This window comes from Nocardioides hungaricus (genome assembly GCF_054782915.1).
The window spans coordinates 71932-87811 of record NZ_BAAGRO010000035.1; the positions used below are offsets into that span (position 1 = coordinate 71932).

The window sequence follows — 15880 nt, forward strand, 5'->3', positions numbered from 1 at the left end:
GGTGGGCGGTCGGCGGGCGGCCCTAGGCTCGCCTGGTGCTCTCGTCGTACCGCCGGATCCTGGGCCATCCCGGCGCGATGCGGTTCTCGCTGTCCGGGCTCGTGGCCCGGCTGCCGATCTCGATGGTCGGCCTCGGCATCGTGCTGCTGGTCTCCGCGGCGACGGGCAGGTACGGCGTGGCCGGAGCCGTGTCGGCGGCGTACATGGTCGCGAACGCCGCCCTCGCGATCCCCCAGGGCCGCTGGCTCGACCGGTTCGGCCAGGGGACGGTGCTGTCGGCGCTGAGCCTGGCGTTCGGCGCGTTCGTCTCGCTGCTCGTGGTGGCGGTCCAGGCCGACTGGCCGATCGCGACCGCCTACGTCTTCGCGGCGCTTGCCGGCTCGGTGCTCCCCCAGGTCGGGTCCAGCGTGCGCGCCCGGTGGTCCCACGTGCTCGACCAGCCGGCCGAGGTGCAGACGGCGTACGCCCTGGAGGCCGTGCTCGACGAGGCGGTGTTCATCCTCGGCCCGATCGTGGTGACGGTGCTCGCGACCGCTTGGCACCCGGTCGCCGGGATCGCGGTCGCGCTGGTCGCCTGCGTCGCCGGCACCCTCTACCTCGCGAGCCAGCGCGGCACCGAGCCCCCGGCGCAGTCGCGGGCCGCCGCGTCCGGCCCGCGAGCGGCGATGCCGTGGCGGACGGTGGTCCCGCTCGCGGTCGTGTGCGCCGCGCTCGGCGTGCTGTTCGGCGCGGCCGAGGTGACCACGGTGGCCTTCGCCGAGGAGCAGGGCCATCGGGCGCTGGCCGGCGTGCTGCTCGCGCTGTGGGCGCTCGGCAGCCTGACCGCCGGCGTGATCAGCGGTGCCGTGCACTGGCGCCGCGGCCCGTCCTACCGGGTCCGCTGGGGAGCGCTCGCGATGGCCTGCGCGATGGTGCCGCTGTCCTTCGTCGGCTCGCTGCCGCTGATGGGGCTCACGCTGCTCGTGGCCGGCTTCGCGATCGCGCCGACGATGATCGCCTCGATGTCGCTGACCGAGGCGGTCGTGCCGTCCGGACGGCTCACCGAGGGCATGGCGATCATGCAGACCGGGCTGGTAGCGGGCGTCGCCCCCGGCGCCACCCTGAGCGGCCTCGTCGTCGACCACCAGGGTGCCTCGGCGGCGTACCTGGTGTCGCTCGTGGCGGGCGTGGTCGCGGCCCTGGCCGCCCTGGCGATCCCGCGGCAGAAGGCGGGCGTACCCTCCTCGCGTGACTGAGTGGCGGAACTGGTCGGGCCTCGAGTCGGCCCGACCGGCGCGGGTGGAGGAGCCTGCCGACCCGGCCGCGATCGTGGCGGCGGTGGAGCGGGCGCGCGCCGAGGGGTCGACGGTGAAGATGGTCGGCACCGGGCACAGCTTCACCGCGATCTCCGCACCGGAGCACACCATGCTCCGGCCGACCCACCTCGGCGGCATCCTCTCGGTCGACCGCGACGCGATGACGGTCACCGCGCTGGCCGGCACCCGGCTCGAGGCGCTCAACGCCGGTCTCGAGGCGCTGGGCCTGAGCCTGCACAACATGGGCGACATCGCCGAGCAGACCCTGGCCGGCGCCACCTCGACCGGCACCCACGGCACCGGCGGCGTCGCCGCCTCGCTGTCGGCGCAGCTCTGCGGGCTCGAGTTGGTCACCGGGACCGGCGAGGTGGTCGCGGCAAGCGAGGCCGAGAACCCGGAGCTACTGGAGTTCGCGCGCGTCGGCCTCGGCGCGCTCGGCGTACTCACCAGGCTGACGTTCCGCGTCGAGCCGCTGTTCGCGCTCGAGGCCGACGAGCGGGCGATGTCCTGGGACGAGGCGCTGGCGACCTTCGACGAGCGGATGGCCGACCACCACCACGTCGACACCTACTGGTTCCCGCACACCGACCGGATGTTCACGAAGACCAACGACCGCCTCGACGACCTGGACATCCGGCCGCTCCCGCGGCTGCGCGAGTGGTTCGACGACGAGTTCGTGTCGAACACGCTCTGGGGCGCGATCAACCACGTCGCGAACGCCGTCCCCTCGATCATCCGGCCCCTCAACCAGGTCACCGGGCGGCTGCTGACCCCGCGGACCTACAGCGACGTCGCGCACAAGGTGTTCACCTCGCCGCGCGACGTGGTCTTCCGCGAGATGGAGTACGCCGTCCCGCGCGAGGCCGGCCTCACCGCGCTCCGCGAGGCCCGGGCCGCGCTCGACCGGTCCGGCCTGCGGATCGCGTTCCCGGTCGAGATCCGGGTGACCCCGGCCGACGACATCCCGCTGTCGACCTCGTCGGGCCGCGACTCCCTCTACCTGGCCTTCCACACCCACCGCGACGCCGACCACCTGGAGTACTTCGCGCTGCTCGAGCCGATCATGCGCGCCCACGACGGCCGCCCCCACTGGGGCAAGGTGCACACCCGCACCGCGGCCGACCTCGCACCGGCGTACCCCCGCTTCGCGGAGTTCCTGGCCCTGCGCGACCGGCTCGACCCCGACCGCGTCTTCGCCAACCCCTACCTCCGCCGCGTCCTCGGCGACTGACGCCGAGTCGGCGCAGTCTCAGCTGAGACTGCGCCGACTCGGCACTCAGACGGAGGCCGGACCCGTGGGGATGGGGGCCTGCCAGTGCCGCCAGATGGCGACCAGCCGCCACACGGTGCACAACCCACCGCCCGCGAAGGCGATGACCAGGGTGGGCAGCGAGGTGTGGGCACCGGCGACGACCACGACCGCGCCGGCCAGCGCCGGCGTCGCGTAGAGCTCGCCACGGAAGACCGCCGGCACGCGGCCGGCAAGGAGATCGCGGAGCATGCCGCCGCCGATGCCGGTGACCATGCCCATCAGCGCCGCCGGCAGTACGCCGAGACCGTAGTCGAGCGCCTTGAGAGCACCGGTCACGCAGAACAGCCCGAGGCCGAACGCGTCGAGCACGTTGATCGAGCGCTCGGCCCTCCCGATCGCCGGGTGGAAGTAGAAGGCGAGCAACCCGGCGGTGACCGGGGCGATCAGGTAGCGCCAGTCCTGGAGCGCCGCGGGCGGGGTCGCGTCGATGAGGACGTCGCGGAGGAAGCCGCCCCCGAGCCCCGTCGTACCGGCCAGGACGAGGACGCCGAACACGTCGAGGCCCTTGCGGACCGCGACCAGTGCGCCGGAGATCGCGAACACGAAGATGCCCACGAGGTCGAAGACGACGAGGGTCGCGGAGGGATCGGAGGTCGACACGAGGGGAGGCTAACCCTCGCGCTCCGCGGCGCGCGGCCGCGCTCCCGGCCTCGGGACCCGCGCTGGCGTAGGCTCGGCGCACCGCAGGCAACGAAACGATGGGACAGGAGCAGGACCCACCATGGCGCACCTCACGCTCGCCGGAGTGAGCGATGACGGGAGGCGCCTGCGCCTGGTCGACGAGGACGGGGCCGAGCACACCGTCGAGATCGACGCCCGCCTCCGCGCCGCCCTGGGAGACCAGCCCTCCCGCCGATTGGAGACCACGATGGACAACGCAAGTGCCCTCCGGCCGCGCGACATCCAGGCCCGCATCCGCGCGGGCGAGACGCCCGAGGCGGTGGCACAGGCGGCCCAGACGTCCGTGGACAAGATCATGGCCTTCGCGGCACCGGTGCTGGCGGAGCGGCAGCACGTCGCGGAGCGCGCCCAGCGGTCGTCGGTACGCCGCAGCGAGGGCTCGGCGCCGCACGGCGCCCGCACCCTCGGCGACGCCGTCGCCACCCACCTGCGCGGGCTCAACGTCGACCCGGAGAGCGTCGAGTGGGACTCCTGGCGCCGCGAGGACGGCCGCTGGTCGATGACCGCGGGGTTCAGCGCGACCGACCGCTCCGGCACCGCCGAGCTCACCTTCGACGCCCCCGGCAACTACGTGACCCTCGACAACGACGACGCCCGCTGGCTGGTGGGCGAGTCCGTCGCGTCGGCGGCGGTCCAGCGCGACGACCTGCGCCGGGCCCGCGAGCGCCGGCTCACCTCCGTCCAGGACGACGAGCTGCCCCTAGGCGGAGAGTCCGACGACCCCGGCGACCTCGGCGCCGACGCCATCGACCTGGTCTCGGACCAGCCGCTCGAGGCGTTCCTCGACGACGAGCCGCCGACCGAGCCCGAGCTCGTCGAGCAGGAGGCCGAGCTCCGCGACGAGGCCGAGGACGCCGCCGCCGAGGACCACCACGAGGCGCCCACCCGCCGTCCGGTGAAGAAGACCCGCGGCCGGGCGTCGGTCCCGAGCTGGGACGAGATCATGTTCGGCGGGAAGGACTGACCGGCCGGTCCGGATCGGCGATCCAGCCCGACCAGCTGCCCGGGTAGAGCGCCGCCCGGATCCCGGCCACCTCCAGCGCGATGATGTCGTGCACGGCGGTGACGCCCGACCCGCAGTAGACGGCGACGTCCTCGTCCCCCGACACGCCCGCGGCGGCGTACAGCGCACGGAGCTCGTCGGCCGATCGGAACCGCCCGTCGGCGCGCAGGTTGGTCGACGTCGGCACGTTCACCGCGCCCGGGATGTGCCCGGCCACCGGGTCGACCGGCTCGACCTCGCCGCGGTAGCGCTCGGGCGCCCGCGCGTCCACGAGCACGGGTACGCCGAGCACCCCCTCGGCCTCGACCAGCGGCATGCCGCCCGGGCGGGCCGTGAAGTCGCCGCGGTCCCTCTCGGCGGTCGAGCCCGTCGAGACCCGGCGTGCACCGCTCCCCCGGCCCCGACCCACGCCGGCCAGGCGCCGTCGAGCACCCGGACGTCGGGGTGGCCGTGGTAGCGCAGCAGCCACCAGGCCCGGCCGGCGGCGAGGCCGGACCAGTCGTCGTAGACGACCACCGGGCGGTCGTCGCGGACGCGGGCGCGCCGCATCGCCGCCTCGAAGTCCGCAGTGGCGGGCAGCGGGTGGCGGCCGCCCGCGCCCGGCGGCGCGGCCAGGTCGGCGTCCAGGTCGACGTACGCCGCCCCCGGGACGTGGCCCCGCTCGTACTCCCCGCGGCCGCCCGGCCCGCCCAGCCGGTAGCGGACGTCGAGGACGGTCACGGTGCCGAGCGATCCGTGCAGCTCGGCGGCGGAGATCAGCGGGGAGCCCATGAGAGGATTCTGCCCCGTGGCTGAACTGCACTTCTTCACCGGCACCATGGACTCCGGCAAGAGCACGCTGGCGCTCCAGACCAACCACAACCACGCGGCCCGCGGGCTGGTCGGCCGGCTGTTCACCACCCACGACCGAGCCGGCGAGGCGAAGCTCTCCAGCCGCCTCGGCCTCACCCACGACGCGCTCGAGGTCACGCCCGACCTCGACTTCTGGCGCTACGTCGTCGACGCGCTCACCCACGGCGGGCGGATCGACTACCTCGTGTGCGACGAGGCGCAGTTCTACGGTCGCGCGCAGGTCGACCAGCTCGCCAAGATCGTCGACGAGCTGCAGATCGACGTGTTCGCGTTCGGCATCCTCACCGACTTCCGCACCTCGCTCTTCGAGGGCAGCGCCCGGCTGGTCGAGCTCGCCGACCGGATGCACGTGCTCCAGGTCGAGGCGCTGTGCTGGTGCGGCAAGCGCGCCACCCACAACGCCCGCACCGAGAACGGCGTGATGGTCGTCGAGGGCGAGGTGATCGTCGTCGGCGACGTCGACGCGGTCGACCAGCCGCCGCCCGGCCCCGACGACATCGCCTACGAGGTGCTCTGCCGCCAGCACCACCGGCGCCGGCTCACCGCCGCCCGCGCCAAGGCGGTCTCGCTGGCGCCCGAGCCGCTCCCGTTCGGCTGACGGCCCGCCCGCTCAGCTCACCAGCAGCGGGACCACCATCTCGTCGGGGGTGAGCGACCCGTGCAGCCCGACGAGGGTGGCCTCGTAGGGGAAGTCGACCGAGGAGAGCACGGCCAGGTCGTCGTGGGCGGCGACGACGACGTCGCCGAGGCGCGGCAGTACGGCGGGCGCGACCGGGCCGAACCAGCCGCGGTCGACGGCCTGGGCGCGGGTGAGCACGGTGGCGTGCCGCCCGAGCACGGCCGACCAGGCCGCGGCCACGTCGTCGACCGCGCCGCGATGGCAGTAGAGGTGGCGGAAGCGGGCCTCGCCGCCGAGCAGTGCGATCCCGGACCGGAGCTCGGGATGCTCGTCGACGTCGATCCGGGAGGCCGGCGAGGAGTCGACCATGCCGTGGTCGGCGACCACGACCAGCCGCACCGAGGGCGGCAGCGTCTCGCGGAGCTGCTCGGCCTCGGCGTCCACCATCGCGAGCTGCTGGAGCCACTGGTGGGAGGCGACGCCGTACCGGTGCCCGGTCCAGTCGAGGTCGGCGTCGTAGAGGTAGGTCAGCGACGCCGGCTCGCGGGACGCGGCGACGGCCGCGGCGATCCGCTCGCCGACCCTGTCCGCGCCCACGTAGTCCGCCCCGCGGTGCGCTGCGGTCGTGAGCCCGGAGCCCTCGAACTCACGCTTGTTCACCACCGTCACGGTCGCGCCGAGCTCGCGCAGCCGCGTGAACGCGGTCGGGTGCGGCTGCCACTCGACCGGGTCGACGTCCTGGTCCCACAGCAGCGCGTTGAGCAGCTTGTCCGTCCCGGGCACCCGCGAGGTGAACCCGACGAGCCCGTGCGCGCCGGGGGGCAGCCCGGTGCCGAACGACGTCAGGCTGGTCGCCGTCGTCGACGGCACGCCCGCGGTCGCGGTCGCCCGCTCGGTCAGCTGCGCGGCGAGGAACGGCGCCGCGTGCGCGTGCCTCTCCAGCAGGCGGGCGCCCAGGCCGTCGACCAGGAAGACGACGTACGACGAGGCGCCCGGCAGGTCCAGACCCGGCCCGGAGGCGGGGGGATCGAGCGGCAGGCCCAGCGCGGCGCCCACCGCGGGCACGACGTCGCCGAGCGACCTCGAGCCGTAGGCCGGCTCGAGGAACTGCGTCATCAGGTGGGGCTCACTGCGTCCGGGAGGAGAGCGACTCCGCGAACGCCAGCAGCCGGGCCACCGCCTCGGTGCCGTCGGCCGCGGCCGAGACGCGCAGCGAGAAGTCGTCGGCGGCGAGCACGCCGGTGTAGCCGTGGTCGGCGTCGCAGTCGGGGTCCGCGCAGCCGGCCGGCTCGAGGTCGACCCGGCTCACCCCGCCCCACCCGATCGTCACGACAGCCTCGGCGGGCCGGCTCGGGCCGGACGCCGGGTTGGCGATCATCCGGGTCACCACGACCGACTTCACCGAGGACAGCGAGATCGCCTCGGTCGAGGTCGAGGTGTAGGGCTCGGGCAGCAGGTCGTCGCCCTCGTGCTCGTCGGTGTGCGCGAGGATCAGCCGGCCCGGCGTCAGCACCACCACGGACAGGCGGCGACGCACCTTGTCGCGCTCGAAGGTCGGCTCGTGGTGGACGAAGAACGACACCACGTCCTCGCCGGCGACGGCCGCGTCCACGCCCTCGCCGACCACGTCCGGGTAGTACCCGGTCCGGTCGATCGCGTCCCTGAGCTCCGGGGTCCTGCTGCTCGGCATGCCGCCAGTCTGTCACGCATCGCGGCCGCACTCAGAAGGAGTAGTCGAAGGTGTGGATGTCCCTCGCGAAGAGGGTCGCCACGCGGTCGCGCATCGGGTCGGTGTAGACCTCGCGGTAGTCGGGGCGCGCCCGGTCGACGTTCACGCTCCTCGGCGGCTCCCACGGGAGGTCGAGCCGCGCGAACACCGCCCGCAGGTCGGCCTCGAGCGACTCCTGCCGGCCCACGAAGTCCGCGCGCCGGGTCCTGCTGGTGAGGTAGCGGACCTGCGGGGTGCGCAGCCGGGGCCAGCGCTGCGGGCCCTCCAGCACGAACGCCTCGAAGTCCATGCCGCTCTCGGCCACGCCCTTGATGAACCGGTTGCGCCGGAGGAACGCCTCCGCGCCCGAGCCGCCCTGGGCCGCGCGCTCCTTGAACCGGTCGACCATCCGGAACCACGACAACATCCGCGCCCACGGGTTCCGCACGAAGCCGACGGTCCAGTACGCCGCCAGGCCCGGCTCGGCCGCGAGGATCTGCGTCAGCGTCGCGTGCCGGTCGAGGCCGGGCACCTGTCGCGCGTCGTCGAAGACCTCGGCGAACCGGTTGTCGATGGTCGACCCGCCGGTCTTCTGCACGTGCACGAAGAGCAGCCGGTGGGCGTCGGAGATGACCATGCGCGGATCCTACGGATCACTGGGGCAGGGTGTCCCCGGCCGGGGTCGCGAGGCGGCGTACGAACCAGTCCGAGCGGGGGTCGCTGACCGGGTCGACGCGCGCGGCCGCGGTCAGCACGGTCGCGCCGTCGGCGCCGGCGAGTACCAGCGACAGCTCCAGCGAGCTGACCTGGGGCAGGTCGTTCTGGAGCTGGGCGACCCGCTGGATCAGCCGCTCCACCTCGGCGACGTCGACGACCTCGCTGCCGCGGTAGCCGAAGAGCATCGGCGCGGACTTGATCTCGCGGACCATCGAGGCGGCGTCGCGCTCCCCCAGCGGCGGGATCCGGTACGCCTTGTCGGCGAGCAGCTCGGTCAGCGGGCCGGCGATGCCGAACGAGACGACCGGACCGAACAGCGGGTCCTCGATGCTGCGGATCGCGACCGGGACGCCGGGCCGGGCGTTCTTCTGCACGACGAACCCGGCGCGCTCCGGCTCGGTGATGATCGCCGTCAGCGACTCCCACGCGTCGCGCATCCCCTCGGCGGTGTCGATGTTGCGCCACACGTGCGCCAGGTCCGGCCGCTCGCGCAGGTGCTCGGCGGTCGCCTTGAGCACCACGTCCCAGCCGAGCGCCGCGCCCGTGGCCTCGGCCTCCTCGCGGGAGGCGACCGGTCGCGTCTGCCAGAGCTCGACGCCGTACGCCGCCAGGAGGGTCGTCAGCGCGTCGGCGTCGAGGTCCACGCCCCCGGGGTGCGCCGAGAGCAGCTCGTTGACTAGCCGCTTCGCGGCCGCGGCGTCCACCTCGGCCGGGTCGGCGGCCGTGCCGTCGGGGGCGCGTAGCCACACGGCGTAGTCGACGACCCGGGCGAGCGCACGCACCGCGGCCTCCACCCCGGGGTAGGACGGGACCGAGCCGCGACCGGCGGTCGACCCGGCGACGTCGGGGACGCGGAGGAGCTCGGGCACGCCCTCGGCCCCCAGGAAGGACGAGACGAGCGGCTTGTCGGACTGCTCGCCGACCGCGGCCAGCACGTTGGCGACGTCCTCGCCCGAGACGTTGATCGGCGGCACGTAGACCGCGACGACCGAGTCGATCTCGGGGTCGTCGATGGCGGCGTCGAGCGCGTCCTCGAACTCCTCGGCGCCGGCGTCCGTGCCGAGCGCGGTGGACTTGTTGACGACCAGGCCGACCGCCGCGGCGGCGTCCGCCGCGAGCAGCCCGAGCGCGTCGGAGTTGCCGACGATCGCGACCCGGCGGCCGCGCGGCAGCGGCTGGTGCGCCAGCAGCTGGGCGACGTCGAACATCTCCTCCAGGGTGTCCACCTGGATCACGCCCGCCTGCCGGAACATCGCGTCGACGGCGGCCGGCGGCGCCGCGATCTGGCGCACCGCGTGGCCCATCGGGACGCCCTGCGTCGTACGTCCCGAGCGGACCGCGATGATCGGCTTGCGCAGCGAGACCCGGCGCGCGATCCGGGAGAACTTGCGCGGGTTGCCGATCGACTCCAGGTAGAGCAGGACGACCTCGGTGGACTCGTCCTCCTCCCAGTACTGGAGCAGGTCATTGCCCGAGACGTCGGCCCGGTTGCCCGCGCTGACGAACGTCGAGAGGCCGAGACCGCGGTTGTAGACCTTCTCCAGGATCGCGGTGCCGAGCGCGCCGGACTGGCAGAAGAACCCGGCCCGGCCGCGCGGCGGCATCAGCGGCGAGAGCGACGCGTTGAGCGACACGTCGGCCTGGGTGTTGATGATGCCGAGCGCGTTGGGGCCGATCAGCCGCAGCCCGTAGGAGCGCGAGAGCCCGACCAGCTTGCGCTGCCGGACCCGGCCCTCCTCGCCGGTCTCGGCGAAGCCCGACGAGATCACGACCAGCCCGTGCACGCCCTTGGCGGCGCAGTCGAGCACGACGTCCTGCACCGACTCCGCCGGCACCGCGACGATCGCGACGTCGACGTCGTCGGGGATGTCGCCGACGGTCTTGTACGTCGGCAGGCCGCTCACCGCGTTGGCGCTGGGGTTCACCGCGTAGACGCGCCCCGAGAAGTCGCCCATCACCAGGTTGCGCACCAGCGCCTGCCCGATGGTCTCCTGGCGGCGGCTCGCGCCGATCACGGCGACCGAGCGGGGCTTGAAGAACTTCTCGATGGACGCGGCCTCGGCCCGGTGCTCGCGGCCCATCATCACGCCGATCGCGGTGTCGGTCGGGTCGATGGAGAACTCGAGTTGGAGGACGCCCTCCTCGTACTCGCTCACCACCCGATAGCCCGCGTCGCGGAAGGTCTGGATCATCCGGCTGTTGTCCGGCAGCACCTCGGCCACGAACCGGTCCACGCCGCGCTCCCGGCCGGCCTGGGCGAGGTGCTCGAGCAGCAGCTGCCCGATCCCGCGGCCCTGGTGCCGATCCTCCACGAGGAACGCCACCTCGGCCTCGCCCGGCTTGACGACGTCGTACCGCCCGACGGCGATGATCCGGCCCTGGAGCGTCATCACGAACGCCACCCGGTCGACGTGGTCGACGGTGGTGAACCGCGCGACGTCGCGGTCGGAGAGCGTCGGCATCGGCGAGAAGAACCGGTAGTACTTCGACTGGTCGGAGACCCGGGCGTAGAACTCGACGAACACATCCTTGTCGTCGGGCCGGATCGGCCGGATGTGGGCGGTGCGGCCGTCGCGGAGCAGGACGTCGGCCTCCCAGTGCCTGGGGGGCGCGCCCACATCCGGTGCTGCGTCGGTGGACTCGCTCACGCCCCGAAATCTAGCGGCTGTCGGCGAAGACGGCGTGCCCGCAGCGTTTCGGTCGGTGCGGGTTGAGAGGATCACAGGCATGGCACGGCGGACGACGAAGAACGACCTTCCCGACGACTTCGAGGAGCACATCCTCGACACCGACATCAAGCAGGAGATGGAGTCGTCGTTCCTCGAGTACGCCTACTCGGTCATCTACTCCCGCGCGCTGCCGGACGCCCGCGACGGCCTCAAGCCGGTCCAGCGGCGCATCCTCTACACGCTGAACGACATGGGGATCCGGCCCGACCGCGGCCACGTCAAGTGCGCCCGGGTCGTCGGCGAGGTGATGGGCCGGCTGCACCCGCACGGCGACGGCGCGATCTACGACGCCCTGGTGCGCCTGGCGCAGCCCTGGGCGATGCGGCTGCCGATGGTCGACGGGCACGGCAACTTCGGCTCCCCCGGCGGCGACGACCCGCCGGCGGCGATGCGCTACACCGAGTGCAGGATGGCGCCGCCGGCCGTCGCGATGACCGCCTCGATCGACGAGGACACCGTCGACTTCCGCCCCAACTACGACTCCCGGGAGCTCGAGCCGAGCGTGCTCCCCGCGGCGATCCCCCACCTCGTCGTCAACGGTACGACGGGCATCGCGGTCGGCATGGCCACCAACTGCGCCCCGCACAACCTGGTCGAGGTCGTCCAGGCGCTGCGGCACCTGATCACCCACCCGGACGCCTCGCTCGACGACCTGATGCGGTTCGTCCCCGGGCCGGACCTGCCCACCGGCGGCAAGATCGTCGGGCTGGAGGGCGTCCGCGACGCCTACGAGACCGGCCGCGGCACGTTCCGGATGCGCGCCACCGCCCGCGTGGAGAGCGTCACCAACCGCCGCAAGGGCATCGTCATCACCGAGCTCCCCTACGGTGTCGGCACCGAGAAGGTCATCGAGCGGATCAAGACGCTCGTGCAGGGCAAGAAGCTCCAGGGCATCTCGGACATCAAGGACCTCACCGACCGCGAGCACGGGCTGCGCCTGGTCGTCGAGGTCAAGAACGGCTTCGTGCCGGAGGCGCTGCTCGAACAGCTCTACCGGCAGACCCCGATGGAGGACACCTTCGGCATCAACGCCGTCGCCCTGGTCGACGGCCAGCCCCGCACGCTCTCGCTCAAGGAGATGCTCCAGGTCTTCCTCGACCACCGCTTCGAGGTGGTCCGCCGGCGCTCGGTCTTCCGCCGCACGAAGGCCGCCGACCGGCTGCACCTGGTCGAGGGCCTGCTGATCGCGATCCTCGACATCGACGAGGTGATCCAGCTGATCCGCTCCAGCGACAACGCCGCGGCCGCCAGGGAGCGGCTGATCTCGGTCTTCGACCTGACCGAGATCCAGGCCGACTACATCCTCGACATGCCGCTGCGCCGGCTCACCAAGTTCTCGCGCATCGAGCTGGAGAAGGAGCAGGACGAGCTGCGCCGCACCATCGAGGAGCTCGACGCGATCATCGAGGACGAGGGGCTGCGCTGGCGGGTCGTCTCCGACGAGCTCGCCGAGGTCGCGAAGACCTACGGCACCCCACGGCGGACGGTGCTGCTGGAGTCCGCCGGCGCACCGGTCACCGCGGCCGCCGTACCGCTGGAGGTCGCCGACGACCCCTGCCTCGTCTACCTCTCCTCGACCGGCCTGCTGGCCCGCACCGCGAGCGCCGAGCGGCCCGGCACCGGGGGCGGGCGGGCCAGCCACGACGTGGTCGTGTCGGCGGTCCGCGCGACCGCGCGCGGCGAGGTCGGCGGCCTCACCAGCCGTGGCCGGCTGGTCAAGGTCGGGGTCCTCGAGCTGCCCCAGCTGCCCGACACCGCGAACGACCCGCACCTCGCCGGCGGCCTGCCGGTCAGCGAGATCCTGCCGCTGGAGCCCGGCGAGCGGCTGCTCGCGCTCTGCACGCTCGCCACCGACGGCCCGGGCGTCGCGCTCGGCACCCGGCAGGGCGTCGTGAAGCGGGTCAACCCCGAGGTGCTCGGCAGGGACGAGTGGGAGGTGATCCGGCTCGACGACGGCGACGAGGTCGTCGGCGCCGTGGAGCTGGCCACCGGCGCCGAGACACTGTGCTTCATCACCTCCGACGCCCAACTGCTGCACTTCGGTGCCGACGCGGTCCGCCCCCAGGGGCGCTCGGGTGGCGGCGTCGCCGGCGTCCGCGTCACCGGCGGCGAGCGGGTCGTCTTCTTCGGCGCGATCGACCCCGACGCACCCGAGGACTCGGTCGTGGTGACCGCGTCCGGCTCGTCGACCGCGCTGCCCGGCACCGAGCCGGGCTCGCTCAAGGTCACGCCGTTCGCGGAGTACCCCGCCAAGGGCCGCGCCACCGGCGGCGTCCGCTGCCACCGGTTCCTCAAGGGCGAGGACGCGCTCGTCCTCGCCTGGGCAGGTACGGCGCCGGCGCGGGCGGCCGCGGCCAGCGGCGCCCCCGTGGAGCTGCCCCCGGCCACGGGCCGGCGAGACGGCTCCGGCACTCCCGGGAGCCAGCCGATCGCGGCCTGCGCCGGGCCGGTGGCGGCCCGGGTGCGTGTGGAAGGCTGACCCCGTGCTCCCCTCCCGCCTGCTCTCAGCCCTGAAGACGACCCTGGCCGCCGGCGTACTGCTCCTCGCCGCGACCGCGTGCAGCGGCGACGACGGCGGCTCCGACGAGCGGGCTCCGGAGGACGTGCTCGCCGCCGCCAAGGCCACGCTCGACGAGACCAGCGGCGTCAACCTGACGCTGAGCACCGACAACCTCCCCGACGGCGTCACCGGCGTCGAGCAGGCCGAGGGCGTCGGCACCCGCGCGCCGGCGTTCGACGGCACGGTCACGGTCAACCTGTCCGGGCAGCCCTTCGAGGTGCCGGTGGTCGCGGTCGACGGCAAGGTCTACGCGCAGCTCCCGCTGACGTCGGGCTGGCAGGACATCGACCCGGCCGACTACGGCGCCCCCGACCCGGCGCAGCTGATGGACCCCGACGCCGGCTTCTCCTCGCTGCTCGCCGCGACCTCCGGCCCCGAGCGGGGCGAGAGCGTCCGCGGGGGCGAGGACAACAGCGAGGTCCTCACCGAGTACTCCGGCACCGTCTCCGGCGAGGTGATGAAGAACGTCATCCCGACCGCGTCCGGCGACTTCGACGTGGTCTACACGATCACCGACGACGACCAACTGCGCGCCGCCCGCCTCACCGGCGTGTTCTACAAGGACTCCGACCCGATGAGCTACACGGTGACCTTCGAGGACTACGGCACCGACCAGGACATCACCGCGCCATGACGCGCTCGCCGCGATGGCTGCTCGGACTCGCCGCAGTCGCCGTGGCCTTCGCGGCGGCGGACACCTACGTCGTCGTGCTGGCGCTGCCGGACATGATGGCCGGCTCGGGCATCCCCGTGGACCAGCTCCAGCGGGCGGCGCCGATCGTCTCCGGCTTCCTGCTCGGGTACGTCGCCATGCTGCCGCTCATCGGCCGGATCGCCGACCTCCGGGGCCGGGTGCCGGTGCTCGTCGCCGCGCTCGTGGTGTTCGCCGTCGGCTCGCTGGTTACCACGCTCGCCTACGACATGCCCTCGATGGTCACCGGGCGGTTCCTCCAGGGCGTCGGCGGCGGCGGGCTCGTGCCGGCCACGCTCGCACTCGTCGCCGACCTCTACCCCGCCGAGCGTCGTGGCGTGCCGCTCGGCGTCGTCTCCGCCGTCCAGGAGATCGGCAGCGTGGTCGGCCCGCTCTTCGGCGCGCTCGTGCTCGCCGTCGCCGACTGGCGGGCGATCTTCCTGATCAACCTGGCGGTCGGTCTGGTCCTGGCCGCCGCCATCCGGGCCGTCACGGTGGTCGAGCCCGTCGAGACCCCCGCCGCCCACGCCCGGCCCCCTGTCGACTGGATCGGCCTGCTGCTCGGCCTCGTCGCGCTCGTGGCCGGCGCCCTGGTCTGCGTCCAGCCGTCGCAGCTGATGCGCGACCTGACGTGGGGGCGGCTGTTCGTCCCGATCGCCGGCGACGGTCGCTGGCTGACCCCGCTCGGAGTCGCCGCGATCGCCGCCTTCGTGCTGCTCGTCGCCCGCTGCTGCACCGCGCGGCGGCCACTGCTCGACGTCCGCTCGTGGATCGCCACCCTGCGGGAGGCGGACCTGCTGGGCGCGCTGCTGCTCGCGATCGCGCTCTCCGGGGTGATCCTGGCGTTCGCGACCGCGGACCCGAAGGTCCAGGTCTTCTCCGACCAGGGGCTCTGGTACCTCCTCGGCGGCGCGATCGCGGCCGTCGCCTTCGCGCTCCACCTGCGCCGGGCCGAGGCGCCGCTGGTGCCGGCCGGCGCGCTGCGGCGTACCCCCGCCTGGGGCGCGATGCTGGTCAGCCTCTTCGTCGGCGCCGCCCTCATCGCCGCGCTCATCGACATCCCGCTGTTCGCGCGGACCACGGTCTACCCGGGCTCGCAGCTGATGGCGGCGCTCGTGCTCGTGCGGTTCCTGGTCGCGCTGCCGGTCGGCGCCGTCGTCGGCGGCTGGCTGACCCGGACCCTCCCCGCCGGCGTCGTCACGGCGATCGGCATGGGCTGCGCCGCGGCCGGCTTCCTCTGGATGGCGACGTGGGACCTGGAGAGCCTGGAGAGCCCGCTGGCGACCGCTCCCCTGCTGCTCGGCGGCCTCGGGTTCGGCCTCGCGCTCGCACCGGTGAACGCCGCCGTGCTGGCCAGCACCGACGACGACGTGCACGGCCTGGCCAGCGCGTTCGTGGTGGTCTCCCGGATGGTCGGCATGCTGGTCGGCATCTCGGCGCTCACCACCATCGGCCTGCGCCGCTACTACGCCGAGCAGGCCGACCTGCCGCCCGCGCGCGAGGTCTGCGTCGACTCGACCCGGTGCGCGGAGTTCACCCGCCTGCTCAAGACCGCCGGGATCGCCCAGGAGCAGACGGTGTTCACCGGTGCCGCGATCTGCGCGGTCGTGGCCGGCGTACTCGCCCTGCTGCTGTTCCGCGGCGCCGCCACCCGCGCCGTCTCGGCCGGCGACCTGCTGCGCGCGGGCCGGTGAGCGTCCGATACCGTCGCGG

The 15880-nt window shown here is 73.6% G+C and carries 14 protein-coding genes; 7 read left to right on the top strand and 7 right to left on the bottom strand.

Annotation, left to right across the window (positions count from 1 at the left end; all coding sequences use genetic code 11):
• The first annotated feature begins 35 nt into the window (after positions 1 to 35).
• Together ACYVKX_RS15570 and ACYVKX_RS15575 are read left to right on the top strand one after the other, a co-directional pair.
• Positions 36 to 1235, top strand: coding sequence for an MFS transporter (locus tag ACYVKX_RS15570; RefSeq protein WP_460834160.1), 1200 nt, complete (start codon positions 36 to 38; stop codon positions 1233 to 1235).
• Positions 1228 to 2526: a D-arabinono-1,4-lactone oxidase gene (locus tag ACYVKX_RS15575; protein WP_460834163.1), complete on the top strand. Its 1299-nt coding sequence runs from the start codon at positions 1228 to 1230 to the stop codon at positions 2524 to 2526. The genes ACYVKX_RS15570 and ACYVKX_RS15575 overlap by 8 nt, the downstream gene beginning before the upstream one ends.
• A gap of 45 nt (positions 2527 to 2571) precedes the next feature.
• On the opposite strand, the gene ACYVKX_RS15580 is transcribed toward ACYVKX_RS15575, so the two are convergent.
• Entirely contained in the window at positions 2572 to 3207 is a 636-nt protein-coding gene (locus ACYVKX_RS15580; protein WP_460834165.1) for a trimeric intracellular cation channel family protein, read from the bottom strand.
• A gap of 121 nt (positions 3208 to 3328) precedes the next feature.
• Between ACYVKX_RS15580 and sepH the strand changes: the two genes are divergently transcribed.
• Positions 3329 to 4252 carry a septation protein SepH gene (sepH, locus tag ACYVKX_RS15585; protein WP_460834167.1) on the top strand — a complete coding sequence of 308 codons (924 nt, stop codon included), beginning with the start codon at positions 3329 to 3331 and terminating at the stop codon, positions 4250 to 4252.
• Here sepH and ACYVKX_RS15590 read toward each other — a convergent pair.
• Positions 4230 to 4583 (bottom strand): sulfurtransferase, encoded by a 354-nt coding sequence (locus ACYVKX_RS15590; protein ID WP_460834169.1) that lies wholly within the window; start codon positions 4581 to 4583, stop codon positions 4230 to 4232. The genes sepH and ACYVKX_RS15590 overlap by 23 nt on opposite strands.
• Positions 4481 to 5062: a rhodanese-like domain-containing protein gene (locus tag ACYVKX_RS15595; RefSeq protein WP_460834172.1), complete on the bottom strand. Its 582-nt coding sequence runs from the start codon at positions 5060 to 5062 to the stop codon at positions 4481 to 4483. Before ACYVKX_RS15595 ends, ACYVKX_RS15590 begins: the two co-directional genes overlap by 103 nt.
• Positions 5063 to 5078: 16 nt before the next feature.
• On the opposite strand from ACYVKX_RS15595, the gene ACYVKX_RS15600 reads away from it, so the two are divergent.
• On the top strand, positions 5079 to 5741 hold the full coding sequence (locus tag ACYVKX_RS15600; protein WP_460834174.1) for a thymidine kinase: 663 nt from the start codon (positions 5079 to 5081) through the stop codon (positions 5739 to 5741).
• 12 nt (positions 5742 to 5753) lie between these two features.
• Here the strand turns inward: ACYVKX_RS15600 and ACYVKX_RS15605 are convergent, their stop codons facing one another.
• Genes ACYVKX_RS15605 through ACYVKX_RS15620 form a run of 4 tightly spaced genes read right to left on the bottom strand, consistent with a single transcriptional unit; the run spans position 5754 to position 10835 of the window.
• Positions 5754 to 6878 carry an alkaline phosphatase family protein gene (locus ACYVKX_RS15605; RefSeq protein WP_460834178.1) on the bottom strand — a complete coding sequence of 375 codons (1125 nt, stop codon included), beginning with the start codon at positions 6876 to 6878 and terminating at the stop codon, positions 5754 to 5756.
• A 10-nt stretch (positions 6879 to 6888) separates the two neighbouring features.
• On the bottom strand, positions 6889 to 7452 hold the full coding sequence (locus ACYVKX_RS15610) for a DUF5998 family protein (RefSeq protein ID WP_460834180.1): 564 nt from the start codon (positions 7450 to 7452) through the stop codon (positions 6889 to 6891).
• Between the two features lie 31 nt (positions 7453 to 7483).
• Entirely contained in the window at positions 7484 to 8107 is a 624-nt protein-coding gene (locus ACYVKX_RS15615; RefSeq protein ID WP_460834182.1) for a sulfotransferase family 2 domain-containing protein, read from the bottom strand.
• A gap of 16 nt (positions 8108 to 8123) precedes the next feature.
• The gene (locus ACYVKX_RS15620) at positions 8124 to 10835 is read right to left on the bottom strand and encodes a bifunctional acetate--CoA ligase family protein/GNAT family N-acetyltransferase (RefSeq protein ID WP_460834184.1); all 2712 of its coding nucleotides are present in this window, start codon (positions 10833 to 10835) and stop codon (positions 8124 to 8126) included.
• A 79-nt stretch (positions 10836 to 10914) separates the two neighbouring features.
• On the opposite strand from ACYVKX_RS15620, the gene ACYVKX_RS15625 reads away from it, so the two are divergent.
• Genes ACYVKX_RS15625 through ACYVKX_RS15635 form a run of 3 tightly spaced genes read left to right on the top strand, consistent with a single transcriptional unit; the run spans position 10915 to position 15861 of the window.
• Entirely contained in the window at positions 10915 to 13395 is a 2481-nt protein-coding gene (locus ACYVKX_RS15625) for a DNA gyrase/topoisomerase IV subunit A (protein ID WP_460834186.1), read from the top strand.
• Positions 13396 to 13399: 4 nt separating this feature from the next.
• Positions 13400 to 14110, top strand: coding sequence for an LppX_LprAFG lipoprotein (locus ACYVKX_RS15630; protein WP_460834188.1), 711 nt, complete (start codon positions 13400 to 13402; stop codon positions 14108 to 14110).
• On the top strand, positions 14107 to 15861 hold the full coding sequence (locus tag ACYVKX_RS15635; RefSeq protein ID WP_460834191.1) for an MFS transporter: 1755 nt from the start codon (positions 14107 to 14109) through the stop codon (positions 15859 to 15861). Before ACYVKX_RS15630 ends, ACYVKX_RS15635 begins: the two co-directional genes overlap by 4 nt.
• The last annotated feature ends 19 nt before the right edge of the window (positions 15862 to 15880 follow it).

Coding starts and splice junctions, on each gene's coding strand:
- sepH (WP_460834167.1), top strand. CDS start 3,329: ATGGCGCACCTCACGCTCGCCGGAGTGAGCGATGACGGGAGGCGCCTG.
- ACYVKX_RS15595 (WP_460834172.1), bottom strand. CDS start 5,062: ATGGGCTCCCCGCTGATCTCCGCCGCCGAGCTGCACGGATCGCTCGGC.
- ACYVKX_RS15605 (WP_460834178.1), bottom strand. CDS start 6,878: ATGACGCAGTTCCTCGAGCCGGCCTACGGCTCGAGGTCGCTCGGCGAC.
- ACYVKX_RS15610 (WP_460834180.1), bottom strand. CDS start 7,452: ATGCCGAGCAGCAGGACCCCGGAGCTCAGGGACGCGATCGACCGGACC.
- ACYVKX_RS15615 (WP_460834182.1), bottom strand. CDS start 8,107: ATGGTCATCTCCGACGCCCACCGGCTGCTCTTCGTGCACGTGCAGAAG.
- ACYVKX_RS15625 (WP_460834186.1), top strand. CDS start 10,915: ATGGCACGGCGGACGACGAAGAACGACCTTCCCGACGACTTCGAGGAG.
- ACYVKX_RS15635 (WP_460834191.1), top strand. CDS start 14,107: ATGACGCGCTCGCCGCGATGGCTGCTCGGACTCGCCGCAGTCGCCGTG.